Origin of the sequence: Mycobacterium sp. NPDC050551, assembly GCF_040674075.1 — a bacterium.
Taxonomy (GTDB): Bacteria; Actinomycetota; Actinomycetes; order Mycobacteriales; family Mycobacteriaceae; genus Mycobacterium.
The window spans coordinates 159,557-182,365 of the sequence record NZ_JBFARC010000005.1 but is presented as its reverse complement, the minus strand read 5'-3'; the positions used below and the strand labels follow the sequence as shown (position 1 = coordinate 182,365).

22 protein-coding genes are annotated in these 22,809 nt (G+C 69.4%); 11 read left to right on the top strand and 11 right to left on the bottom strand.

The genetic code is table 11. The features are described from left to right. The first annotated feature begins 15 nt into the window (after positions 1-15). From AB0K11_RS20750 to AB0K11_RS20735, 4 genes are all read left to right on the top strand, one after another. The gene (locus AB0K11_RS20750; RefSeq protein WP_364981078.1) at positions 16-660 is read left to right on the top strand and encodes a cell division protein SepF; all 645 of its coding nucleotides are present in this window, start codon (positions 16-18) and stop codon (positions 658-660) included. Positions 661-803: 143 nt separating this feature from the next. Next, positions 804-1,094 (top strand): YggT family protein, encoded by a 291-nt coding sequence (locus tag AB0K11_RS20745; RefSeq protein ID WP_264012502.1) that lies wholly within the window; start codon positions 804-806, stop codon positions 1,092-1,094. A gap of 216 nt (positions 1,095-1,310) precedes the next feature. Beyond that, positions 1,311-2,141: a DivIVA domain-containing protein gene (locus tag AB0K11_RS20740; RefSeq protein ID WP_364981075.1), complete on the top strand. Its 831-nt coding sequence runs from the start codon at positions 1,311-1,313 to the stop codon at positions 2,139-2,141. A 17-nt stretch (positions 2,142-2,158) separates the two neighbouring features. Next, positions 2,159-2,500, top strand: a complete 342-nt coding sequence (locus AB0K11_RS20735) for a DUF308 domain-containing protein (RefSeq protein ID WP_364981072.1) — start codon at positions 2,159-2,161, stop codon at positions 2,498-2,500. Here AB0K11_RS20735 and AB0K11_RS20730 read toward each other — a convergent pair. Next, positions 2,497-3,168 carry a phosphoribosyltransferase gene (locus AB0K11_RS20730; protein ID WP_364981845.1) on the bottom strand — a complete coding sequence of 224 codons (672 nt, stop codon included), beginning with the start codon at positions 3,166-3,168 and terminating at the stop codon, positions 2,497-2,499. The two genes, AB0K11_RS20735 and AB0K11_RS20730, sit on opposite strands and share 4 nt — an antisense overlap. Positions 3,169-3,262: 94 nt before the next feature. Between AB0K11_RS20730 and AB0K11_RS20725 the strand changes: the two genes are divergently transcribed. Next, a complete protein-coding gene (locus AB0K11_RS20725) occupies positions 3,263-4,615 on the top strand; it encodes a TIGR01777 family oxidoreductase (protein WP_364981069.1) in 1,353 nt (450 codons plus the stop codon). Here the strand turns inward: AB0K11_RS20725 and AB0K11_RS20720 are convergent. Both AB0K11_RS20720 and AB0K11_RS20715 read right to left on the bottom strand, forming a co-directional pair. Next, positions 4,597-5,328, bottom strand: coding sequence for a type 1 glutamine amidotransferase (locus tag AB0K11_RS20720; protein ID WP_364981066.1), 732 nt, complete (start codon positions 5,326-5,328; stop codon positions 4,597-4,599). The two genes, AB0K11_RS20725 and AB0K11_RS20720, sit on opposite strands and share 19 nt — an antisense overlap. Then, positions 5,328-6,551, bottom strand: coding sequence for a serine hydrolase domain-containing protein (locus AB0K11_RS20715; RefSeq protein WP_364981063.1), 1,224 nt, complete (start codon positions 6,549-6,551; stop codon positions 5,328-5,330). The genes AB0K11_RS20720 and AB0K11_RS20715 overlap by 1 nt, the downstream gene beginning before the upstream one ends. A gap of 68 nt (positions 6,552-6,619) precedes the next feature. On the opposite strand from AB0K11_RS20715, the gene AB0K11_RS20710 reads away from it, so the two are divergent. After that, on the top strand, positions 6,620-8,200 hold the full coding sequence (locus AB0K11_RS20710; protein ID WP_364981060.1) for a phospholipase D-like domain-containing protein: 1,581 nt from the start codon (positions 6,620-6,622) through the stop codon (positions 8,198-8,200). A 1-nt stretch (position 8,201) separates the two neighbouring features. On the opposite strand, the gene helR is transcribed toward AB0K11_RS20710, so the two are convergent. Continuing rightward, positions 8,202-10,394, bottom strand: coding sequence for an RNA polymerase recycling motor ATPase HelR (gene helR, locus AB0K11_RS20705; RefSeq protein WP_364981057.1), 2,193 nt, complete (start codon positions 10,392-10,394; stop codon positions 8,202-8,204). 197 nt (positions 10,395-10,591) lie between these two features. Here helR and AB0K11_RS20700 point away from each other — a divergent pair, with 197 nt between their 5' ends. Then, entirely contained in the window at positions 10,592-12,229 is a 1,638-nt protein-coding gene (locus AB0K11_RS20700) for a DUF222 domain-containing protein (RefSeq protein ID WP_364981054.1), read from the top strand. Position 12,230: 1 nt separating this feature from the next. On the opposite strand, the gene AB0K11_RS20695 is transcribed toward AB0K11_RS20700, so the two are convergent. Both AB0K11_RS20695 and AB0K11_RS20690 read right to left on the bottom strand, forming a co-directional pair. Beyond that, complete coding sequence (locus tag AB0K11_RS20695; RefSeq protein WP_364981051.1) at positions 12,231-12,893, bottom strand: response regulator; 663 nt, start codon at positions 12,891-12,893, stop codon at positions 12,231-12,233. Next, entirely contained in the window at positions 12,886-14,550 is a 1,665-nt protein-coding gene (locus tag AB0K11_RS20690; protein ID WP_364981048.1) for an ATP-binding protein, read from the bottom strand. The genes AB0K11_RS20695 and AB0K11_RS20690 overlap by 8 nt, the downstream gene beginning before the upstream one ends. A 67-nt stretch (positions 14,551-14,617) precedes the next feature. Here AB0K11_RS20690 and AB0K11_RS20685 point away from each other — a divergent pair, with 67 nt between their 5' ends. The 4 genes from AB0K11_RS20685 to AB0K11_RS20670 are packed head-to-tail and all read left to right on the top strand — an operon-like array spanning position 14,618 to position 18,077. Continuing rightward, positions 14,618-15,595, top strand: a complete 978-nt coding sequence (locus AB0K11_RS20685) for a tripartite tricarboxylate transporter substrate-binding protein (RefSeq protein WP_364981045.1) — start codon at positions 14,618-14,620, stop codon at positions 15,593-15,595. 56 nt (positions 15,596-15,651) lie between these two features. Next, positions 15,652-16,146, top strand: a complete 495-nt coding sequence (locus AB0K11_RS20680) for a tripartite tricarboxylate transporter TctB family protein (RefSeq protein ID WP_364981842.1) — start codon at positions 15,652-15,654, stop codon at positions 16,144-16,146. Next, on the top strand, positions 16,147-17,688 hold the full coding sequence (locus tag AB0K11_RS20675; protein WP_364981043.1) for a tripartite tricarboxylate transporter permease: 1,542 nt from the start codon (positions 16,147-16,149) through the stop codon (positions 17,686-17,688). After that, positions 17,685-18,077, top strand: coding sequence for a universal stress protein (locus tag AB0K11_RS20670; RefSeq protein WP_364981041.1), 393 nt, complete (start codon positions 17,685-17,687; stop codon positions 18,075-18,077). The genes AB0K11_RS20675 and AB0K11_RS20670 overlap by 4 nt, the downstream gene beginning before the upstream one ends. Before the next feature lie 7 nt (positions 18,078-18,084). On the opposite strand, the gene AB0K11_RS20665 is transcribed toward AB0K11_RS20670, so the two are convergent. The 5 genes from AB0K11_RS20665 to AB0K11_RS20645 form a co-directional block, all read right to left on the bottom strand. Continuing rightward, the gene (locus AB0K11_RS20665; RefSeq protein ID WP_364981038.1) at positions 18,085-18,771 is read right to left on the bottom strand and encodes a sensor domain-containing protein; all 687 of its coding nucleotides are present in this window, start codon (positions 18,769-18,771) and stop codon (positions 18,085-18,087) included. Positions 18,772-18,899: 128 nt separating this feature from the next. Beyond that, positions 18,900-19,535 carry an NAD(P)-binding domain-containing protein gene (locus AB0K11_RS20660; protein WP_364981035.1) on the bottom strand — a complete coding sequence of 212 codons (636 nt, stop codon included), beginning with the start codon at positions 19,533-19,535 and terminating at the stop codon, positions 18,900-18,902. Between the two features lie 81 nt (positions 19,536-19,616). Further along, positions 19,617-19,919, bottom strand: coding sequence for a Rieske 2Fe-2S domain-containing protein (locus tag AB0K11_RS20655; protein WP_364981033.1), 303 nt, complete (start codon positions 19,917-19,919; stop codon positions 19,617-19,619). A gap of 28 nt (positions 19,920-19,947) precedes the next feature. Next, positions 19,948-22,425: a nitrite reductase large subunit NirB gene (gene nirB, locus AB0K11_RS20650; protein ID WP_364981030.1), complete on the bottom strand. Its 2,478-nt coding sequence runs from the start codon at positions 22,423-22,425 to the stop codon at positions 19,948-19,950. Further along, a complete protein-coding gene (locus tag AB0K11_RS20645; protein ID WP_364981027.1) occupies positions 22,425-22,778 on the bottom strand; it encodes a molybdopterin oxidoreductase in 354 nt (117 codons plus the stop codon). The genes nirB and AB0K11_RS20645 overlap by 1 nt, the downstream gene beginning before the upstream one ends. Positions 22,779-22,809: the final 31 nt, after the last annotated feature.

Below are 22,809 nucleotides of genomic sequence, written 5' to 3'. Positions count from 1 at the left end.
CAGAAGGGTCGCGCGATGAGCACACTGCACAAGGTCAAGGCCTACTTCGGTATGGCTCCCATGGATGACTACGACGACGAGTACTACGAGGACGACGACCGCGGCGCCGCGCGCGGATACGCCCCCCGCCGCCCGCGCGACGAGCGATTCGAGGAGGAGGGGTACGGCCGCGGCTACGACGACCGGCCGCCCGCCCGCGAGTACGACGAGCCCCCGGGCTACCGCGCCGGCTACGACGAGCCGCGATTCGAGCCGCGGCTGCGTGGACCACGTGAATTCGATCGGGCCGCCCCGCGGTTGGGTGCGCTGCGCGGCTCGACCCGCGGTGCACTCGCGATGGATCCGCGCCGGATGGCCGAGTTGTTCGATGCGGGCAGCCCGCTGGCCAAGATCACCACGCTGCGACCCAGGGACTACAGCGAGGCCCGCACCATCGGTGAGCGCTTCCGCGACGGCACGCCGGTGATCATGGACCTGGTGTCGATGGACAACGCCGACGCCAAACGCCTGGTCGACTTCGCCGCCGGGCTGGCGTTCGCGCTGCGCGGCTCGTTCGACAAGGTCGCGACCAAGGTGTTCCTGCTGTCACCCGCGGACATCGATGTCAGTGCCGAGGAGCGCAGGCGCATAGCCGAGGTCGGCTTCCACGCCTATCAGTAGGTCTGCCTGTCGGTAGGTCCGCCGGTCGGTGGGCCCCGTGCCCGACGGGTAGGCTGGCGTCGCGCCCGAGGCCGCTCACGTGGCCGCGGGCGTTGACTCTGTATCGAATGTCACACATCTGCCCGTAGTGAGGACGGCTGTCGTTGTCGCTCTTCTTCGAAATTCTCGGTTTCGCGCTGTTCGTCTTCTGGTTGTTGTTGATCGCCCGGGTCGTGGTCGAGTTCATTCGGTCCTTCTCCCGCGACTGGCATCCCAAGGGCGTGACGGTGGTGATCCTCGAGGTGATCATGACGCTCACCGATCCTCCGGTGCGGCTGCTGCGACGCCTCATTCCCCAGCTCACGATAGGTGCCGTGCGCTTCGACCTGTCCATCATGGTGCTGCTGCTCGTAGCGTTCATCGGGATGCAGCTGGCGTTCGGCGCCGCGGCCTGACCGCAGCCCACGGGCGGGTCGCGGGCGGCGTGCCCGGACCGCCGGCACGGCGTTTGCCGAGGCCCCGGAATTGCGTGCAACATTGAAATTCGTTCTTAAAATTCGGCCTCGACTGCAACCGCCGGGTCTGGTGTGACAGGATGGACGCCAGTTGCGAACAGGCCAGGCTTTACACTTTGAGATCGGTTGACGGTCCAGACTCCAAGGGGGCAGACAATGCCGCTCACACCAGCCGACGTTCATAATGTCGCGTTCAGCAAGCCACCCATCGGCAAGCGCGGCTACAACGAGGACGAGGTCGATGCCTTCCTCGATCTGGTTGAGAACGAGCTGACGCGACTCATCGAGGAGAACGCCGATCTGCGTCAGCGGGTCGCCGAACTCGATTCGGAACTGGCCTCCGCCCGCTCCGGCAACGGGGCGCAGTCCACGCAGTCCACGCAGGCGATCCCGCTCTACGAGCCGGAGCCCGAGCCGGCACCAGCGCCGCCTCCGCAGCCCGTGTACGAGGCGCCGCCGGTCGTTCAGCAGGCGGCCGCGCCCAGCGAGGACCAGGCACTCAAGGCGGCCAAGGTGCTCAGCCTGGCGCAGGACACCGCAGACCGGCTGACCAGCACCGCCAAGGCCGAGTCCGACAAGCTGCTCTCCGACGCACGTGCGCAGGCCGACGCCATGGTCAGCGAGGCGCGCATCACCGCGGAGAACACCGTCACCGAGGCGCGCCAGCGTGCCGACGCGATGCTCGCCGACGCCCAGACCCGCTCCGAGACCCAGCTCCGGCAGGCTCAGGAGAAGGCCGACGCGTTGCAGGCCGATGCCGAACGCAAGCACTCCGAGATCATGGGCACCATCAACCAGCAGCGCACGGTGCTCGAGGGGCGGCTCGAACAGCTGCGCACCTTCGAACGCGAATACCGGACCCGGCTCAAGACGTACCTGGAATCACAGCTCGAGGAGCTCGGTCAGCGCGGGTCGGCGGCACCCGTCGACTCGAGCGCGAACAACGACGGCGGCGGCTTCAACCAGTTCAACCGGGGCAACAACTGATCCGCGATAGGTGATCGATGCTCATCATTGCGCTCGTCCTGGCCGTCGTCGGCCTCGCCGCTCTGGTGACCGCGGTGGTCACCAGCAATGAGCTGATCGCCTGGGTCTGTATCGCTGCCAGTGTCATCGGCGTGGTGCTGCTGATCGTCGACGCCGTGCGTGAGCGGTCCCGGCGCGACGGGGGTGACCGCTCCGACGACGAGCAGGAGACTGCCGAGTTCGACGCCGAGTACCCCGACGACACCACCCACGCCGACGATCTGTCCGCGGACGCCCGCGACGGCGATGTCGACGCGGACACCACCGCCGTGCCGATCGACGAGCGCGACGACGACGTCGCCCGCGAGGAGCGCCGCTAGACCGTCGGTGTGCTTAGCAGTGCGCGCACCTCGTCGTCGGTGACCTGATGAAAATCGGCGAACACCTGACCGACGGCCTCGAATCCCGGCGGCATCGTCGCACACACCACGTCGTCGGCCTCCCGGCCGATCTCCCGGCAGGCCGACGTGGGTCCGACGGGCACCGCGACCACGATCCCGGCCGGTCCGACACTGCGCACCGCCCGCACCGCGGCCAGCATGCTCGCTCCCGTCGCGATGCCGTCGTCGACCAGGATGACCGTGCGGCCCGACAACTCGACGGGCGGCAGGCCGCCGCGGTAGGCACGTTCGCGGCGGGCCAGTTCGGCGGTCTCTCTTTCGACCGCCGCCTGCAGATCCGCCTCGCTGATGCCGAGGCTGCGCACCAGCCGGTCGTTGACGACCATGCCACCGCCGGTGGCGATCGCGCCCATCGCCAATTCCTCCCAGCGGGGAACGCCGAGCTTGCGGACGAGGAAGACGTCCAGTGGTGCCCGCAACGCGGCCGCCACCTCCCAGCCGACCGGGACGCCGCCGCGCGCGAGGCCGAGTACCAGCAGACCGGTGGCGTCGCGGTAGGCGTCCAGCGAGCGGGCCAGCACGCGGCCGGCCTCCGAGCGGTCCCGGAAGGTGCGCCTGTCATCGCGGTGGGCGGCCCTGGCACCCATCCCGACGGGGTACCCGTATCCGGAGCTGCTCACCGCGGGTATCCAGGAGGCGCTCGGCTACGAATGACGTTCGGGTTCCGAAGCGAGGAGAAGCATGGGCATCGAGTTCGAGAGCGTCGTCGACCATCCGCTGGACGAGGTGTTCGCCTGGCACGGCAGGCCCGGCGCGATGTCGCGACTCGTCCCGCCGTTCGCGCCGATGACGGTGGTCGCGGAGACCGACTCGCTGGCCGACGGTCGTGCGGTGCTCGGGCTGCCCGGCGGGCTGCGCTGGGTCGCGCAGCACCAGGCCGACGACTTCGATCCGCCGCACCGGTTCGTCGACGTGCTCTCCTCCGACGGCGCGACGTCGTGGCCGCCGCGGGCGATCGGCTGGTGGCGGCACACGCACGATTTCGCGGCGGAGTCACCGCAGTCGACGCGGGTTCATGACCGGGTGGACACCACGGTGCCGGGACGGGCGTTGCGCTCGATGTTCGTCTACCGGCACCGGCAGCTCGCCGACGACCTGGCCGCCCACCGCGACGCGGCGGAGGCCGGCGCCGGGTCACTCGTCGTCGCCGTCACCGGTGCGTCCGGCCTCGTCGGCGCGGCGCTGACCGCGCTGCTGACCTCCGGCGGGCACCGCGTCATCCGGCTGGTGCGCCGGGAGCCCGGCAGTCCCGACGAGCGGCGCTGGGACCCCGAGAGTCCGGCGCCCGGACTGCTGACCGGAGTCGACGCGGTCGTGCACCTGGCCGGGGAGTCCATTGCAGGCCGCTTCACCGCGGCGCACCGCGCGGCGGTGCGCAGCAGCCGCATCGGGCCGACCCGCAGGCTCGCCGAGGCCGCCGCGGGCACCGACGGCGGGCCGCGGGTGTTCGTCAGCGCGTCGGCGATCGGTTACTACGGCTACGACCGGGGCGACGAGGTGCTGACCGAGGAGGCCGCACAGGGCAGCGGTTTCCTGGCCGACGTCGTCGCCGAGTGGGAGGCCGCGACCGCGCCCGCCGCCGACGGCGGACTGCGGGTGGTCGCCGTGCGGACCGGCATCGTGCAGGCCGCGGCGGGCGGGACGCTGCGGTTGATGCGGCCGCTGTTCTCCGCGGGCCTCGGTGGCCGCCTGGGCAGCGGGCAGCAGTGGCTGTCGTGGATCGGCCTCGACGATCTGCTCGACGTCTACTACCGCGCGCTGTGGGACGACCGGCTGAGCGGCCCCGTCAACGCGGTGGCGCCGGAGCCGGTGCGCAACGTCGACTACACCCGGGCGCTGGCGAAGGTGCTGCACCGTCCGGCGGTGCTGCCGGTGCCGTCGCTGGGCCCGCGGATCCTGCTGGGCTCCCAGGGTGCGCGCGAACTGGCCGAGGCGGACCAGCGGGTGGCCCCCACCGTGCTGCAGTCAGTGGGACACCGGTTCCGTCAGCCGCTCGTCGCCGAAGCGCTCGCGCATCAGCTCGGACACGGCTGACGCGCCACCCGGTCCACGAACCCCCGCACCAGCAACCGGATCCGGCGCGCGGTGTCGTCGCGCATTTCCGCTGTGCGAGAAAGCAATTCGTCGTGGCGCAGCCCCGCCCCGACGACGTCGCCGTCACGGTCGTCGGCCAGCCAGCCGGCCAGCAGGCCCGCATCGAGCTCGGGATGGAACTGCAGTGCCAGCGTGCGGCCCAGCACGAACGCCTGCGACGCCTGCGCGGTGCGGGCGAGTTCGGTGGCGCCGGGCGGCAGCGTCCAGCGGTCGAAGTGCCACTGGAACCACGGCCCGGGCGGCACCACCGCGGTGTCGTCGGACTCGATCTGGTACCAGCCGATCTCGGGCGTCGTGGACCGTGCGACAGTGCCGCCGAACGTCTGGGCCAGCAGCTGACCGCCGAAACACACCCCGAGCAGTGCGACCCCGGCAGCCGCGGCGTCGCGCATCATCTGCATCTCGGCGTCCACCCAGGTGCGGCGCAGCGCCTCGTCGTAGACCGGCCAGCGGGCGCCGAGCGGAACGATGACGTCGTAGCCCGTCGGATCGGGGAAGGTCACGTCGACTGCCGGGCTGTCCACCCGGTCGGGGGGCACCACCTCGAACGTGTCGACGTCGAAGCCGCTGTCGAGGAACGCCTCGCCGAGCAGGCCCTCGGTCGCCAGATGTTCGTTGTAGAGGAACAACACCTTCGCCGCCACGGCAGCCATTATCTCGGCGGCGGCATGGGCGGCGCATCCTCGGGGGCCAGTTCGGCGCCGATGCGGCGGAACAGCGCCTCGGCCTCGTTGGCGTAATCGCCCTGGTCGTCGAACGCCTCCGGCGCGTAGGTGACGGCGACGGCGACGGCCAGCTTGCGTTCCGGAAGGTAGGCCTCCACCGCCGACGAGCCGGACAGCAACGGGTTCTGCAGCAGCCACTGCCCGGAGATCACCACGCCGAGGCCGTAGGTGTAGCCGATGCCCTGGGCGAAGCAGGTGCTGCACCCGGGCTGCGGACGTGTCTTCCCGCGCAGGCCGGTCGAGGTCATCGCGCGGTAGGACGCCTCGGACAGCAACTGTCCGGAGCCGATGCCCTCGGCGGTGCGGGCGAGGTCGGCGATGGTGGAGGTCTGCACGGCTCCGTGGGTGATGGTCCACGACGGGTTCCAGAACGTCGACTCCTCGTGGAACGGCGTGCCCGCGGGGACACCGAGTGCGGCCCGGCGTTCGGAACTGAACGCGTGCAGCACCGGGTCGGGAATCTCCGCCGTCAGCGAAGCGGTGGTGCCGGTGAGTCCGAGCGGCTGTAACACGTTGTCGGACAGTAGTTCCGGCATACCGCGACCGGTGGCCTTCTCCAGCGCCAGGCCGAGCAGCACGTAGTTGGTCTGGGCGTAGTTCCAGTTGGTGCCGGGTTCGTAGAGCAGCGGCTCGTCGACGGCGTAGCGCAGCAGTTCGTCGGTGGTCCAGGCGCGGAACGGATTGTCGTAGGCGGCTGCGGCGAAGGCGTCGTTGCCGATCACGTAGTCGCGGTAGCCCGACGTCATCTGCGCGAGCTGGCCCAGGGTGACCGCCTCGGCGTGCGGAACGTCGGGCAGCCATGTCGACAGCCTGTCCTCGAGCCGCACCGTGCCGCGGTCGACGAGGATCAGCAGCAGCGTGGCGACGTAGGAGATGGCCACGGCGCCGTTGCGGAAGTGCATCTGCGGGTTGGCCGGGACGCCGGTCATCGATTCGCCGACGGCGTCGGTGAGGATTTCCCGACCGTCCTCGGTCACCCGCACCAGCACCGCCTTGAGGTGGGCCGAGGTGATGGCGTCACGCACGATGGCCCGCACCGCCGCCGCCCTGGAATCCTCTGCGGGCTGCGGGGTCTGGTCAGCCTGCGGTGCGCATCCGCCGAGCACGGTCAGCGCGCACAGGACGGCGAGCGTGCGACGGGCGCGGAGCATGACTGATCCTGGCAGAGTCGGGCCGCCCGGGCGGCGTACTTTGGCGGGCAAGTGGGCATTCCCACGAGGTGAACGACCTGTCCGAGTGGTTCCTCACCACCGCCGAGCGGAACAACCCCCACTCGGATCTGCCCGCCTGGTGTGCGGGCAGCCTGGTGCAGCCCCTCGTCCACGGTGCCACCTACTTCGACCGGCTGGTCACGGAGGTGGAGGCGCTCGGCGAGGGCGATCACCTGTTCTTCACCGACTGGCGCGGTGACCCCGACCAGCAGCTGCGCGACGGCGGTCCGACCATCCGCGAGCTGTTCTGTCACGCCGCCGAGCGCGGCGTGGTCGTCAAGGGGCTGGTGTGGCGGTCGCACATGGACTGGCTGCAGTACAGCGAGGAGGAGAACCAGCACCTCGGTGAGGCGATCGAGGCGGCGGGCGGTGAGGTGCTGCTGGACCAGCGCGTGCGCATCGGCGGGTCGCACCACCAGAAGCTCGTGGTGATCCGCCATCCCGGCGAACCCGAGCGCGACGTCGCGTTCGCCGGCGGCATCGACCTGTGCCATTCCCGCCGCGACGACCGGGCGCACCACGGGGACCCGCAGGCGGTGCAGATGGCGGCTCAGTACGGCGAGCACCCGCCCTGGCACGACGCGCAACTGCGGTTGCAGGGGCCCGTCGTGGGCGCGCTGGACGCCACGTTCCGGGAGCGGTGGAACGATCCGGCGTCGCTCGACATGTTGAACCCGATCGCATGGGTCCGCGACAAGCTGCGCGGCGCGGATCTGGAGGCGGATCCGCTCCCGGAGCAGCCGCCGGACCCTCCGCCGTGCGGGCCGCACGCGGTACAGGTGCTGCGCACATATCCCGACGGTCACTTCGAATTCGACTTCGCACCGCACGGCGAATACACCGTGGCACGCGGCTACACGAAGGCGATCGAGAAGGCGCGACGGCTGATCTACCTGGAGGACCAGTACCTGTGGTCGAAGCAGGTCGCCGAGCTGTTCGCCGCTGCCTTGAAGGCCAACCCGGATCTGCACCTGATCGCGGTCGTGCCGAGGCATCCCGACGTGGACGGCAAGCTCGCGCTGCCGCCCAATCTGATCGGCCGCCGCGAGGCGATCGATGCGTGCAAGGCCGCCAGCCCCGACCGGGTGCACGTGTTCGACATCGAGAATCACCAGGGCACACCGGTGTACGTGCACGCCAAGGTGTGCGTCATCGACGACGTGTGGGCGTGTGTCGGCAGCGACAACTTCAACCGCAGGTCTTGGACACACGACAGCGAACTGTCGTGCGCCGTCCTCGACGACACCCGCGACGAGCGCGAGCCGACCGACCCGGCGGGCGGCGGAGACGGCGCGCGCGTGTTCGCCAGGGAGCTGCGGCTGGAGCTGATGCGCGAGCACCTCGACCGCGACGGCGACGACGGCCTCATCGACCCCGCCGACGCCGTGCGTGAATTCGTCGGGGCGGCAGCGGCTCTCGACGAGTGGTACGAGGGCGGGCAGCGCGGCACACGGCCGCCCGGCCGGCTCCGCAGGCACCGGACCGAGAAGCTCGGGCGGTTCACGCGGCTCTGGGCGAGTCCGGCCTACCGGATGCTCTACGACCCGGACGGCCGGTCCTACCGTGCCCGCATCAGAGGGCGGTACTGAGTCAGCGGACTTCGGCGTCCACTTCGGCGAGTCCGGCGAGCACCCGGGGGAGCGGTCCGTCGTGCAGCACGCCGAGTCGCTGCGTCGCGCGGGTCAGCGCCACGTAGAGTTCGGCCGCCCCGCGGGGACCCTCGGCGAGGATCCGGTCCGGCGCCACCAACAGAACCGCGTCGAACTCGAGGCCCTTGGTCTCCGACGGCGGCACCGTGCCGGGCACGCCGGGCGGTCCGATCACCACGCTGGTGCCCTCGCGCGCGGCCTCGTCCCGCTCGAAATCACGGATGGCATCGGCGAAGTCAGCCTCGCCGACACGGCGCGACCACGGCCGGAATCCGTTCGCGCGCACCGACTCCGGTGGCCGCACCCCGGGCGCGAACTCGGCGAGCAACGCGGCGGCGACGGCCATGATCTCCGCGGGCGTGCGGTAGTTCACCGTCAGCGAGCGGTAGATCCAGCGGCCGGGCACATACGGTTCGAGCATCGCCGCCCACGACGTCGCCCCTGCGACCGAGCGGCGCTGGGCGAGGTCGCCGACCACGGTGAACGACCGCGCCGGGCATCGCCGCATCAGGACCCGCCAGTCCATCTCGGAGAGTTCCTGCGCTTCGTCGACGACGACGTGGCCGTAGGTCCAGTCGCGGTCGGCGGCGGCGCGTTCGGCGACGTCGCGGGTGTCGCGTTGTTCGAAGCGCAGCGCGAGGTCCTCGGCGTCGATCACGTCGCTCGCGAGCAGATGGTCCTCGTCGTCCATCATGTCCTCGCGCGCAAGCATCATGTCGAGGACGCCTGCGGCATAGGCGGTTTCGGCTTGTCGCTCTTTCTCCGCGGCCTGGTCGGCCGCTCTGTCGCGCCCCAGCAGGTCCACCAGCTCGTCGAGCAGCGGCACGTCGGAGACGGTCCAGGCGTCACCGTCGGCGCGCCAGAGCAGTTCGTCGGCGCCTGCCGCCTTCAGCCGCTCGGGTGATTCGTACAGCGACTTCAGCAGTGCGTTCGGTGTCAGCAGTGGCCACAGTGCGTCGAGCGCGGCGACGAACTGCGCGTTGTCCCTGAGCTCGCCGAGGAGGTCCTTCCGCAGGTTCTCCCACGCTCCGCGGTCGTCACGGGTCAGCCACCCGCGGCCGATGCGGGCGATCGCCCGTTCGGTGAGCACGTACTCGACGATCTCGCGGAACTTCGTGCGGGCCTCGTTGTGCGGCAGGCCGGTCGAGCGTGCCTCGTCCCTGGCCCATTCGGCGGTCTCGGCGTCGATGCGGACCGTGACGTCGGTGAGTTGCATCGTCAGCGGTTCGTCGGGGATGCGCTGCCGGTCGGCGATGGCTGCGGTCAAGACGTCGAGGATGCGCAGAGAACCCTTGAGCCGTGCGACGTCCGGGGTGTCCTCGGCGGTGACCCGCAGGCCGGGGACGAAGTCGCCGGTGGTGGTGAACACCACGTCGGATTCGCCGAGCGACGGCAGCACCCGGCCGATGTGCTCGAGGAACGCCGGACTGGGCCCGACGACGAGGATGCCGTGCCGCTCCATGCGTTTGCGCTGGGTGTAGAGCAGATAGGCGACGCGGTGCAGCGCGACGACGGTCTTGCCGGTGCCGGGACCGCCCTCGATGACCGTCACCCCCGGATGCTCGAGCCGGATGATCGCGTCCTGCTCGGCCTGGATGGTGGCGACGATGTCGCGCATGCCCTCGCCGCGGGGCGCGTTGACGGCGGCGAGCAGGGCGGCGTCACCGCGTTCCTCGCCGATCCGGCCGAAGACCTCGTCGGTGAAGTCGAGCAACTGCCTGCCGCGGGTGTGGAACTGTCTGCGGCGGCGCATGCCCTCCGGATGCGCGCCGGTGGCCGTGTAGAAGGCCTGTGCCGCGGGAGCGCGCCAGTCCAGCAGCTTGGTCCCGTACCCGTTCTCCTCGTCGAGCAGACCGATGCGGCCGATGTAGCACCGCTCACCCGACAGCGGGTCGAGGCGGCCGAAACACAGCCCGTGGTCGGCCACGTCGAGGCGCGCCATCTGCTTGGCGAGCGCGTGCACCTCGGCGTCGCGGGCCACCAGCGTGCCGCCGTCCATCTTGTCGATGGGTGCCCGCAGCGCCTCCTGGTAGCGGCGCTTGGCCCGGGCGCGTTCCGCGTCCAGCCGGGCGTACAGGTCGGCGACATAGTCGCGCTCGGCCTGCAGTTCGTCGTCGTACGCCAGATCTCTCACTACCTCTGCTGTCTCCTTCGTCGAACTCGTGGAGCAGCGAGTGTGCGCCATGACCCCGGCCTTGCGGCAAGCCCCCCGGTGCCGGATATCCTGAGAAGGGCAGGGACGTTCGTCCCGCCTTCTGTCTCCCAGTCGAGACACCCACAGTAGTCGCCTTTTTCGGCGGGTTGTCGTAGCTGACCGATATACTCGAACACATGTTCGAGTCAGTGTCGACGGGTGAGGTGGTCGCAGCGATCACCGACACCTACCGGGAGGAGTCGAGGCTGGTCGGGCGGCGGTTGGCGGCGATCGCCGAACTGCTGGGTCGGCGCACCTGGGAGGCCAAGGCAGAAGACCCCGACTGTGGCTACATGATCGTCACCGGGTTGCAACGCACCAGCGCGGAGGTGGCGGCGGCGATGAACCTCACAGCGGCCGCGGCCAGCGTGCTGGTCGCCCAGGCCGATGCCTTGGACAGCCGGTTGCCGAAGGTGGCCGCGGTCCTCGCCCGCGGTGACATCGACTGGCGGACGGTGCAGATCATCCTGTCGCGCAGCGAGTTGGTCAGTGACCGCACCATCATCGCCGCCCTGGACTCCCAGTTGGCCGAACGGATCCCGCGGTGGCAGTCCTGGTCGCGCAAACGGGTGATCGACGCGGTGGACGCCGCGGTGCGCACCCTGGATCGTGACGCGGTCAAGGAACGTGAACGCGCCGAAGACCACCGGCACATGGATGTCATTCCCGTCGGTGACGGGACGGCCAAGGTCGACGGGGTGGTGGACGCCGAGACTGCGGTGATCTTCGACCGCACGTTGGGCGCACTCGCGACCGGGGTGTGCCCGTCAGATCCGCGGACCCTGGCCCAGCGCCGCGCCGACGCAGTGGCCGCGATGGCACAAGGACAACCACTGGCATGCCGATGCGAGGCGTGCGCCGCATCAAAGTCGGCGCCTGCGCATGCCGCCGCTGATGCCGAGACCGGCGAGCTCGAGGCCCCAGCGCCTCCGGCGCCCCCGCCGGCGCCGTCGGGCACGAAGTTCGTGATCAACGTGATCGCTGATCAGTCCACCGTGCTGGGTACCGGCAATCGGCCGGGCTATTTGGAGGGTTTCGGGGTGATCGACGCCGACCTGGTGCGCGAGCTGGCTCAGGGAGCGACGCTGCGGCCGCTGTACTCGCCGGTCGTCACCGCTGAGCAGGGGTTGCGGTATCAGCCGACGGCGGCGGTGGAACGGTTCGTGCGGATGCGGGATCTGACGTGTCGCTTCCCCGGGTGTGACCGGCCCGCCCGAGGCTGCGACCTCGACCACACCGTTGCGTTCAACCACGTCGACCCACGGGCTGGTGGTAAGACGGTGCCGGAGAATCTGAAATGCCTGTGCCGTCAACATCATCGCGCCAAGACGTTCGTGCAGGGCTGGCGTGACCTGCAGTTGCCCGACGGCACGGTGGTGTGGACGACGCCCGACGGGCGACAGGTGTGCACCGTGCCCGGCGGCGTCGAACTCTTCCCCGCCCTGGGTGGTCGTCCATGTGCGTCGCCCCGGCCGACGCGCTGCAACCCCACCCGCCGACGCGCGACCCGTGTCGAGCGGCGCCGCGCCAAGAACCGCGCCCTGCGCCCGCTCAACGAGGCTCACCGCACCCTGGAACGCGCCCGCCGCCGCGAGATCGAGGCCCGCAAAGACCGCAACCGCCACCGCACCATGCTCATGCTGTTCAAAGGCGGCCGACCCACCAAGAGCCCGTTCATGCGATGGGTCAACCAACCCTACGAATCCGAAGTGCTGCCACCGGACTGGCAACCACCACCCGACCCACCACCACAACCCGACGACCCACCGTTCTGAGCTAGCCGCGGGCGCGGTAGCGGCGCTCCGGACGGCCGACGCCGTACTGCAGCCGGAGTTCGAGCGCGCCGGTGCCGAGGTAGTGCTCGAGGTACCGGCGCGCGCTCACCCGCGAAATGCCGATCAGCTCCGCGCATTCGGCCGCCGATACCTCGCCGGCATCGCGGACCGCATCGAGCACGAGGCGGCCGGTCTCGACGCCCAGCCCCTTGGGCAGTGTCTCGGCCGACGTCGCGGGCCGCCCGAAGAGTGCGTCGATCAGCGACTGGTCGGCGCCGCGGTCCGATTCGAGGGCATCGGCCCGCGCGGCGAACGCCTCCAGCTTGGCCCGCAGCTGCGCGAACTCGAACGGCTTGATCAGGTAGTCGGCGGCTCCACCGTCCAATGCGCCGCTGACCGTGTCCAATTCGCGGGCGGCGGTGATCATGATGACGCCGACCCGGTCGCCTGCGGAGCGCAACCGGTGCAGCACCTCCAGCCCCGTCATGTCGGGCAGGTACACGTCGAGCAGGATGAGGTGCGGGCTCAGGTCGCGTGCGGCGACGAGCGCCTCGGCGCCCGTGCGTGCGACACCGACTGCGCGGAATCCGTCCACCCGGTCGACGAACCGGCGGTGGATGTCGGCCACCATGAAGTCGTCGTCGACCACCAACACGTCACGCACGCGCCAGCACCCCCGGCAATCTCGCGACGAATGTGGCCCCGCCCCCGGGGCGATCGGTCACCTCGACGCTGCCGCCGTGCTGCGCGGTCACCAGTCGGACCAGCGCCAGGCCGATGCCGCGGCCACCGGGCACGTCGGACTTCGACGTGACGCCGCGGGAAAAGATTGCCTCCCGGAGGTGCTCGGGCACACCCGGTCCCGAGTCCGACACCGATACCTCCAGTCCGGCGGAATCCGAGATCGCCACCCCCACCCGGGCCTCGTCCGATCCCACCGACACGTCCACCGCATTGTCGATGAGATTGCCCAGCAACGTGATCACGTCGGTGGCCAGCGCCGGGTCGAGCGCGCCGAGGTGCGACTCCGGTTCGAGGTGCAACCCCACGCCGCTCTCGGCGGCCAGGGTGGTCTTGGCGATCAGCAGCGCCGCCACCGCCGGGTCGGAGATGCGCCGCGTCACCGCGTCGCTGATCTCGGCGCGCCTGCGGGTGAGATCGCCCACCAGGTCGCGCACGGCGTCGTACTCACCGAGCTGCACCAGACCCGAAATGGTGTGCAGCTGGTTGGCGAACTCGTGGGTCTGCGCCCTCAACGTGTCGGTGACGCTCTTGTGCGACGACAGCTGTGCCTGCAGTGCGGCCAGTTCCGTGCTGTCGCGCATCGTGGTCACCGTACCGATTCGCCGCCCGGCACTGGTGGTCGCGCGCCGGTTCAGCGCCAGCACCCGCGTCCGCGTGGCGATCACCACGTCGCGGCGATCTTCGCCGGATAGCAGGAATTCCACCACCGCCGGGTCCAGACCGACCTCGTCGACGCGCCTGCCGACTGCAGTGCCGTCCACGCCGAGCAGATCCTGTGCGCTGTCGTTCATCAGCGTGATGCCGCCCTCGTTGTTGACCGCCACCACACCCTCACGAATGCTGTGCAGCAACGCTTCCCGATGGTCGGCCAACCCGGCGATCTCGGCGACCTCCAGCCCACCGGTGTGCCGCTTGATGCGCCGCGACAGCAGCCACGACGCCACCATGCCCAGCGCCGCGCCGATCCCCAGATAGAACAGCAGTCGTTCGCCCGCCCCGCTCACCAGCCCCCACAGCGACGGGTAGGGCTCGCTCACCGACGCGATCGCCAGCACCTCACCCCTGCTGGACAGCAGCGGCACCTGACCGATGAGATTGTGCGCGCCGTCGATGTCGCCGTCGCCGAACCACGCCCGTCCCTCGTCGGCACGGGTCAGCCCGAGATCGGTCTGGTGTCCCACCCGCGACGGATCCGACGATGCCCGCACCACACCGGCCGGGTCGATGATCTCGGCGAGGCCGGCGCCCGACAGCGCGACGGCGCGGTCGACCTCCGGCGCGAGTGTCTGTGCGGCAGCGGGATCGTTGTAGCGGTCGCGGACCACCGGGGTGGACGCCACGTTCTCGGCAACGGCGATCAACCGCTGCCCCCGCACGTCGCGGAACTCCCGCGTCGACTCCGCAACGGAGAAGCCGGCCACCGCCAGCAGCACCACCGCGACAACCAGCAGCTGGAACGCCAGGAACTGCCCGGCGAGGCTGCGCCCGGACAGCGCCCGGACAACCGGCGCCCACCGCGAGTGGTTCGTGTTCTTAATGACCAAATCTTCCTTTGCGTTCGAATCAGTGACGCACATCACTGGTGGGGTCCAGTATTGCTGAGCATCACACCGCTGCCGATTGGGGACGACTGTGCACAGAATCGTGGCCGCACTGCCGAGGGCGCTGGGCCTTGCGCTCGCCGCGCTCCTGCTGCTGACGGCCTGCGGCGTCACGCGCGGCGACGGCAACGAGGAGTTCCACCGGCTCCGGATGATGGTTCCCAACAGCCCCGGCGGTGGCTACGACCTGACCGCACGCACCGCGGTGAAGATCATGGAGGACGACGACATCACCGGGCGCATCGAGGTGTTCAACGTGATCGGCGCCGGCGGCACCGTCGCGATGGCCCGGCTGATGAACGAGAAGGGCAACAACGACCTCATGATGACCATGGGGCTCGGTGTCGTCGGCGCCACCTACACCAACGGCTCGAAGATCAAGGCCTCCGATGCGACGGCGCTGGCGAAGCTGATCGAGGATCCCGGTGCGATCTTCGTGCCCGCCGATTCCCCGTTCAAGACGATCCAGGACTTCGTCGCGGCGTGGAAGAAGGACCCGTCGAAGGTCACCATCGGCGGCGGATCGTCGCCGGGCGGACCGGATCACCTGTTCCCGATGGAGACCGCCGAGGCGGTCGGCGTCGATCCCAAGTCGGTCAACTTCGTCACCTACGACGGCGGCGGCGATCTGCTGACGGCGCTGCTCGGCAACAAGATCACCGCGGGCACGTCGAGCCCGGGTGAGCTCATCGACCAGATCGAGGCCGGCCAGCTACGGGTGCTCGCGGTGTCGAGCGACGAGCGCGTCGAGGGTATCGACGCACCGACACTCAAGGAGTCCGGGATCGACCTGACCTTCGCCAACTGGCGCGGAGTCCTGGCTCCGCCAGGCATTTCCGACGACGCCAAGCGCAGGATGATCAAAGTGCTCGAGGAGTTGCACGCCTCGCAGGGCTGGAAGGACGCCCTGGTGAAGAACGGCTGGACCGACGCATTCGTGACCGGGGCGGCGTTCGAGCAGTTCCTCGTGGACCAAGACAACCGGGTCTCCTCGACCCTGACCGAACTGGGGCTGCTGTGACCACCACCGAGAAGCCGGAACCTCCGGCCCAGGAACCACCCGAACGGGAACCGGCCGTGGCCGAGAAGCGCATCGACAAGGCGCAGTACCTGGTCTGCGCCGTGCTCGTCGCGGTCGGCGCCTTCCTCATCTACGGCGCGTTCGCGTTGGAACCCGGATTCGCCAAGGTCGATCCGGTGGGGCCCAAGGCCTTCCCGATGGTCATCGGGATCGTGCTGATCGTGCTGGCCGTCATCCTCGCGGTGGCGATACCGCGCGGATCGGTGGGGGAGGCCGACGCCGGTGAGGACGTCGACCCGGACGCTCCGAGCGACTGGCGCACGGTCGGAATGCTCGTCGGCGTGTTCGTCGCCGTCATCCTGCTGGTCGAACCGCTCGGCTGGGTGATCACCAGCACACTGCTGTTCGCGGGCGCGGCAACGATTCTCGGCAACCGCCACTACGTCCGCAACATCGCCATCGGGGTGGTGCTCGCGCTGGTGAGCTTCTACGCATTCTATTCCGGGCTCGGGATCCCGCTGCCCGCAGGCATTCTGGACGGGATCCTGTAGATGAACAACTTCGACTGGCTGCTCCAGGGATTCGCCGAGGCGGCGACCCCGATGAACCTGCTGTACGCGGTCATCGGCGTGCTGCTTGGCACCGCGGTGGGCGTGCTGCCCGGCATCGGGCCCGCGATGACGGTCGCGCTGCTGCTCCCCGTCACCTACAACGTCAGCCCCAGTGCGGCGTTCATCATGTTCGCCGGCATCTTCTACGGCGGCATGTACGGCGGTTCCACCACGTCGATCCTGCTGAACACGCCCGGCGAATCGTCATCGGTGATCACCGCGATCGAGGGCAACAAGATGGCAAAGGCCGGACGTGCCGCACAGGCGCTGGCCACCGCGGCCATCGGCTCGTTCGTCGCAGGCGCGATCGGCACCGCGCTGCTCGCCACGTTCGCGCCACCGATCTCGAGGTTCGCGGTGTCGCTCGGCGCCCCGTCCTACCTGGCGATCATGATCTTCGCGCTCGTCGCGGTCACTGCGGTGCTCGGCGCCTCCAAGCTGCGCGGCGCCATCTCGCTGTTCCTCGGACTCGCGATCGGCGTGGTCGGCATCGACTTCCTCACCGGCCAGCCGCGCGCGACGTTCGGGTTGCCGCAGCTCTCCGACGGCATCGACATCGTGGTCATCGCGGTGGCCATCTTCGCGGTCGGCGAGGCGCTGTGGGTGGCCGCGCACCTGCGGCGCCGCCCCGCCGAGGTGATCCCGGTGGGCCGGCCGTGGATGGGCCGCGACGACTTCCGGCGGTCGTGGAAGCCGTGGCTGCGTGGTACCGCCTACGGATTCCCGTTCGGCGCGCTACCTGCCGGCGGTGCCGAGCTGCCGACGTTCCTGTCCTACATCACCGAGAAGCGGCTCTCCAAGCACAAAGAGGAGTTCGGCAAGGGCGCCATCGAAGGTGTGGCCGGGCCGGAGGCCGCCAACAACGCCTCGGCGGCGGGCACGCTGGTGCCGATGCTGTCGCTGGGTCTACCGACCAACGCCACCGCGGCGGTCATGCTGACCGCGTTCGTGTCGTATGGAATCCAGCCGGGTCCCACCCTGTTCGACAAGGAGCCGTTGCTGATCTGGACGCTGATCGCCAGCCTCTTCATCGGCAACCTGCTGCTGCTGCTGATCAACCTGCCGCTGGCACCGCTGTGGGCGAAGCTGCTGCGCACCCCGCGGCCCTACCTGTACGCCGGCATCCTGTTCTTCGCGACGCTCGGCGCGCTGGCGGTCAACGTGCAGCCGCTCGACCTCGCGCTGCTGCTCGTGTTCGGACTGCTCGGCCTGATGATGCGGCGCTTCGGCCTGCCGGTGCTGCCCCTGATCATCGGGGTGATTCTCGGCCCGCGCGTCGAACGTCAACTCCGCCAGAGCCTCCAGCTCGGCGGCGGGGACTGGGCCAGCCTGTTCACCGAGCCGGTGGCGATCATCACCTACGTCCTGATGGCGATCCTGCTCATCATGCCGCTGATCCTGAAGTTGATGCACCGCAGTGAGGAGTCGCTGTTGATCGTCGAGGACGATGCGGACCAGAAGGCGAAGGCGGCCCAGTCATGATCGTTGTTGGATACTCGGCCGACGAATTCGGCCGCGCCGCACTCGAACACGGCATCACCGAGGCCAAGCGGCGCGACACCGAACTGCTGGTGATCAACGCCACCTCCGGCGAGTCCTACGTCGACAAACGCTTCGCCCAGCAGAGCGAAGTGCACGACGTCGAGGCCAGGCTGACCGAGTGCGGGGTGCCGTTCGAGCTCAGTCAGCCCGTCGGTGTGGACGCCGCCGAGGAACTGGTCCGCGCGATGGACCGCGCCGAGGCAGAACTGCTCGTCATCGGGCTCCGGCACCGCAACCCGGTGGGCAAGCTGCTGATGGGAAGTGTGGCTCAGCGGGTGCTGCTGGAGTGCCCGAAGCCGGTGCTGGCCGTCAAGCCGGCGGAAGGCTGAGCCGTCACTACTGCGCCAGGATCTTGTCTCCGATCAGATCGGCGATCCTCACCGCCGAGTCGGCGGGGTCGGCGCTGCAGGTGTTCACGTCGATGATGATGTTGTTGCGCAGGGCCAGTGCCCTGCCGCACCCCCAACCCGGTGCTGCGGCTTCCTGCTGAACGACGTTGGTGCTCAGGATGTCGTCGACGTTCTTGATCTCTCCGACGTCCCAGCGTGATCCGCTCTGGGTGTGGACGTACTGGTGGCAGTTCGGCCACTGGCCGACCGATGTCTCGAAGAATGCGGCAGCCTTCTCGCGGTAGGGGAACTGCACCACGGCCTGCTTGAGGTAGTGGGTGAAATCGTCGCCGGTGTTCAGGCTCTGATCGCGCACGGCCTGGAAGTCGCTGCCCGCGTACACGAGCGCCTCCGCGGCGCCGTCGATGGCGAGACAGTCCACGGGTGCCATGATCGCGCTGTTGTCGGACATCGCGGTCTGGGACTCGGTGACCATCATCGCGGGCGATCCCATTGCGGCGGCCGCCTCGTGCGGCGCGAGAAGCAGTCCTGGCAACTCACGCTCGACGAGGGGACGCGGGATGGCGAATCGGATGTCCGGAGGCGCCACGGCCGTGGCATTGCTGGTCGTGGTGCATCCGGCGACGAGCAGGCAGATGCCCCAGAGCACCATGCACACCTTCGAATGACGCATACATGCATGGTGAGGCAGGCTCTGCGGCAACGTAGCCATGTCGACCGCGAGTCATGGTCACGATGCACCGCAGACCTGATAACGAAATCGTGTACCGTCTCCGGCCCGACAGCTGCGGTCAGGCCGGGTCAGACCAGATCCATCTCGGCCGGACCCGCGCCCCCGATGGCCTGGGAGATGAAGCTCTTGGTCGTCAACGGCCCGCCGAACTGCTGAAGCAGTCCGCCGCCGTCGTTGCGGCCGAGATCGAGCGCCTCGAATCCGAGGTCGGAGATCAGTTGTGCCACCGTGGCATTCGCGTCGGGGTGATTTCCGGAGAGGAACAACACGCGTCGGCCCCCGTGCCCGTCGCCGGGCTCGCGCGCCAGCACCTTGGCCCAGGTGTGGCCGAAGGCCTTGACCACCCTGGCGCCGCTCGCCCACTCCTCGACCAGATCGGACGACGCCCGTCCGCCGAGGTCGGCGGGGGAGAAGTCGCTGTAGTCGATGGCGTTGGTGGCGTCGACGATGATGCGGCCGCCCCAATCCGGCACCGACCCGACCAGTTCCCGGACCGCCTCGAACGGGGTGGCGAGGATGACGACGTCGGCTGCCAGTGCATCGGACACCTCGGCCGGGACGACGTTCGGTCCGATCGCGGCTGCGACGCCGCGGACCGCCTCGACACCGCGCGACGCGGCCAGGCCCACGTCGGTGCCGGTACGGGCGAAATGCCCCGCGACGGCCGTGCCGATGTTTCCCGCTCCGATGATTGCGTACTGCATGACGTGCTCCTTCAGCCGACCAGAATGCGTGATATGTCACCGAACTGTGCCGGCCGGCCGGGTATTCCCTCTGGTGCCCGATCAGAGTGTGATGCGGATGGTTCCGTCCACGGCCTCGACGGGGAAGCTGCGCACCGACAGGTCGGCGCCCGCGGCCTCGCGCCCGTCGCAGAGATCGAAGGTGTGCCCGTGCAGCGGACACACCACCACGCGGTCGTCGGCGAGTCCGTCGGCCAGCGGTCCGCCGCGGTGCGGGCACACCGCGTCGATCGCGCGCAGGGTGCCGTCGCGCAACCGGAACACCGCGATCTGCTCGCCGCGCACCGAGTACGTGCGGCCCTCGCCGACCGGTACCTCGTCCAGCGAGCCGATGTCGACGCTCATCGCGGTCCTCGGCTCTTCGCGCAAGCGCTCATCGGACGGGCACCAGGGGGAGCGGCAGCAGCGGCAGCGACGGCCGGAACTGTCCTTCGGTCACCGGGTCCTGCCCGTCCCGCCACGGGTCGCGATAGGCGTCCACCGACTTCTGCATCCTCTCGTCGAGTTCGGTTCCGATGCCCTCGCTGTCGTCGACCACCACCGCACGCAGGTGCTCGATGCCCACCCTCGGCACGAACGCGTAGGTGCGCTCCAGCCAGTTCGCGTTCTCCCGGTAGTACTGCAGGAAGCGGCCGGTCAGCGTGATCACCGTCTGCGGGTCGTCGACGGTCGCGAGCAGGTCGCCCTTGCGGATGTGCGCGCCCGCGGCACCGCCGACGTAGATCTCCCACCGGCCGCCGTCGACCGCCACCACACCGAGGTCCTTGCACAGCGCCTCGGCGCAGTTGCGCGGGCATCCGGTGACGGCCAGCTTCATCTTGGCCGGGCTGGCCAGGCCCTGGTATCGCTCCTCGATGGCGATGCCCAGTGCCGTCGAATCGCCCAGCCCGAAGCGGCAGAAGTCGCTGCCCACACAAGTTTTGACGGTGCGGAAGCTCTTGCCGTACGCGTATCCGGACGGCATGTCGAGATCGGCCCACACCGCGGGTAGATCCTCCTTGCGCACCCCGAGCAGGTCGATGCGCTGGCCACCGGTGAGCTTGATCATCGGGATCGCGTACTTCTCGGCGACATCGGCGATCGTGCGCAATTGCGCCACGTCGGTCACCCCGCCCTTCATCTGCGGCACCACCGAGAACGTGCCGTCGCGCTGGATGTTGGCGTGCACCCGGTCGTTGATGAACCGGGCGTCGCGCTCGTCGACGTACTCGTCGGCCCACATCGTCTCCAGCAGCGACGCCAGCGCCATCTTCGAGCCAGCGTCCTCGCGGCCGTCGGGCGCCAGCGCGGCGAACACCGAAGACACCGAATGCAGTTCGAGCTCGCGGATGTGGCGCATCAGCGTCGGCTTGTCGTAGGGCACCCCCGGCACGTACCACGACGCCGACGGATCCTCGCTGACCGCGCCGCCTGCCGCCCACTCGACGACCTGGCCCACCAGCTCCTTGCACGAGCCGCAGCCCTTGCCCGCCTTCGTCTTCGCCATCACGCCGGACACGGACGTCTCGCCCCCGCGGACACACCCGACCAGTGCGCCCTTGCTGACCCCGTTGCAGTTGCAGATCTGCGCGTCGTCGGCGAGTTCGGCGACGCCCACCGCGACGTCGGGGGTGCCGATGTCGAACATCAGCGACACCCGCTCGTCGGGGAGCGGCAACCCGCTGTCGAAGGCCTGCGTGAGGAACGACACCTTGCTGACGTCGCCGAGCAGGGTGGCGCCCACCAACTTCCCGTCCCGGATGACGATCGTCTTGTAGACCCCGTGCCGGGGTTCGGAGTACTGGACGAACTCGTCGTCCGGCCGCTCGGGGGCCTTGAGCCCCATCGACGCCACGTCCACGCCGGCCACCTTGAGCTTGGTGGCGGTGCGCGACCCGTGATAGGCCGCCGCCGGGTCGTTTCCGGTGAGCTGGTCGGCGAGCACGCCGGCCTGCTCCCACAGCGGAGCCACCAGCCCGTACACCTGGCCGCGGTGCTGTGCGCACTCGCCGACGACGTAGATGTGGCCGTCGTCGATGGAGCGCATGTGGTCGTCGACCACGATCGCGCGTTCGACGGTCAGGCCCGCCCGTTGCGCCAGACCGACGTTCGGCCGGATGCCCGCCGCGATCACCAGCATGTCGCAGTCGACGACCGAGCCGTCGGAGAACACGATCCCGGACAGCCTCCCCGAGTCGTCGGTGAGCACCTCGGTGGTGCGCTTCTCGGTGTGCACGGTGATACCGAGCGCCTCCACCGAACGCCGGAGGATCGCGCCCGCCGTGACGTCGAGTTGTGCGTTCATCAGCACCGGGCCCGCGTGCACGACATCGACGGCCAGACCGCGGTTCTGAAGTCCCCGAGCGGCTTCGAGTCCGAGCAGCCCACCGCCGATCACCACGGCCTTGGTGCGGTGCTGCGCCTCGTCGATCATGCCCATGCAGTCGTCGAGGGTGCGGAAGCCGAACACCCCGTCGGTCAGCGTCGTGTCGTCGGCCCACAGGCCGGTCATCGGCGGGAAGAAGGACCGGCTGCCGGTGGCGAGCACCAGATCGTCGTACTTCTGCACGGTGCCGTCGTCGGCGTACACCAGCCGGGCGAAGCGGTCGATGCGCACCACCCGCACCCCTGCCCGCAAGTCGATGCCGTTCTCGGCGTACCAGTCCAGCGCGTTGAGGTAGATCTCGCCGGCGTCGGCCTCGACGTCCTGACTGCCCGCCAGCACGTTCGACAGCAGGATCCGGTTGTAGTTGCCGTACGGTTCGTCGCCGAACACCGTGATGTCGAACATCGCGCCGCCGCCCCTGGCAAGGATCTCCTCGATGGCGCGCACGCCGGCCATCCCGTTGCCGACCACCACCAGCTTGCGCATCACACCTCCACCAGGCCGAGATCGACGACGACGGTGCCCGAACAGCCGGCGGGCGCGGCGACGAACAGTTCGAGCACGGTGTCCCCGAGCAGGTCCTCGACCACCCGCAACGCCACGTGGGTGGCGCCCTTCGCGGCGATGGGGAAGTACCGCATCGGCGCGCCGTCGCGGATCAGCACCACGGTGACCATCTCGTCGCAGGAGTTGCCGCCGCGGAAGTAGACCGGCTGGGTCACCGACCCGGCGGGCACCGTGTAGCGCAGTGAGTCGTCGATCGGCGTGGGCTTGGTGAGGCCGTTGCCCTCGAACTCGAAAGCGCCTTGCAGGAATCGGGGAATGCTGCCGTCGCTCATGCTCCATGACTAGGCGGCGTTTGTTTCGTGG

Excerpts from the sequence above, each read along its gene's own strand:
- AB0K11_RS20675 (WP_364981043.1), top strand. The coding sequence starts at position 16,147 with ATGAACAACTTCGACTGGCTGCTCCAGGGATTCGCCGAGGCGGCGACC.
- AB0K11_RS20645 (WP_364981027.1), bottom strand. The coding sequence starts at position 22,778 with ATGAGCGACGGCAGCATTCCCCGATTCCTGCAAGGCGCTTTCGAGTTC.
- AB0K11_RS20750 (WP_364981078.1), top strand. The coding sequence starts at position 16 with ATGAGCACACTGCACAAGGTCAAGGCCTACTTCGGTATGGCTCCCATG.
- AB0K11_RS20730 (WP_364981845.1), bottom strand. The coding sequence starts at position 3,168 with ATGGGTGCCAGGGCCGCCCACCGCGATGACAGGCGCACCTTCCGGGAC.
- AB0K11_RS20655 (WP_364981033.1), bottom strand. The coding sequence starts at position 19,919 with ATGAGCGTCGACATCGGCTCGCTGGACGAGGTACCGGTCGGCGAGGGC.
- AB0K11_RS20700 (WP_364981054.1), top strand. The coding sequence starts at position 10,592 with ATGTTCGAGTCAGTGTCGACGGGTGAGGTGGTCGCAGCGATCACCGAC.
- AB0K11_RS20735 (WP_364981072.1), top strand. The coding sequence starts at position 2,159 with ATGCTCATCATTGCGCTCGTCCTGGCCGTCGTCGGCCTCGCCGCTCTG.
- AB0K11_RS20670 (WP_364981041.1), top strand. The coding sequence starts at position 17,685 with ATGATCGTTGTTGGATACTCGGCCGACGAATTCGGCCGCGCCGCACTC.
- AB0K11_RS20690 (WP_364981048.1), bottom strand. The coding sequence starts at position 14,550 with ATGTGCGTCACTGATTCGAACGCAAAGGAAGATTTGGTCATTAAGAAC.
- AB0K11_RS20660 (WP_364981035.1), bottom strand. The coding sequence starts at position 19,535 with ATGCAGTACGCAATCATCGGAGCGGGAAACATCGGCACGGCCGTCGCG.
- AB0K11_RS20715 (WP_364981063.1), bottom strand. The coding sequence starts at position 6,551 with ATGCTCCGCGCCCGTCGCACGCTCGCCGTCCTGTGCGCGCTGACCGTG.
- AB0K11_RS20740 (WP_364981075.1), top strand. The coding sequence starts at position 1,311 with ATGCCGCTCACACCAGCCGACGTTCATAATGTCGCGTTCAGCAAGCCA.
- AB0K11_RS20665 (WP_364981038.1), bottom strand. The coding sequence starts at position 18,771 with ATGCGTCATTCGAAGGTGTGCATGGTGCTCTGGGGCATCTGCCTGCTC.
- AB0K11_RS20725 (WP_364981069.1), top strand. The coding sequence starts at position 3,263 with ATGGGCATCGAGTTCGAGAGCGTCGTCGACCATCCGCTGGACGAGGTG.
- AB0K11_RS20720 (WP_364981066.1), bottom strand. The coding sequence starts at position 5,328 with ATGGCTGCCGTGGCGGCGAAGGTGTTGTTCCTCTACAACGAACATCTG.
- nirB (WP_364981030.1), bottom strand. The coding sequence starts at position 22,425 with ATGCGCAAGCTGGTGGTGGTCGGCAACGGGATGGCCGGCGTGCGCGCC.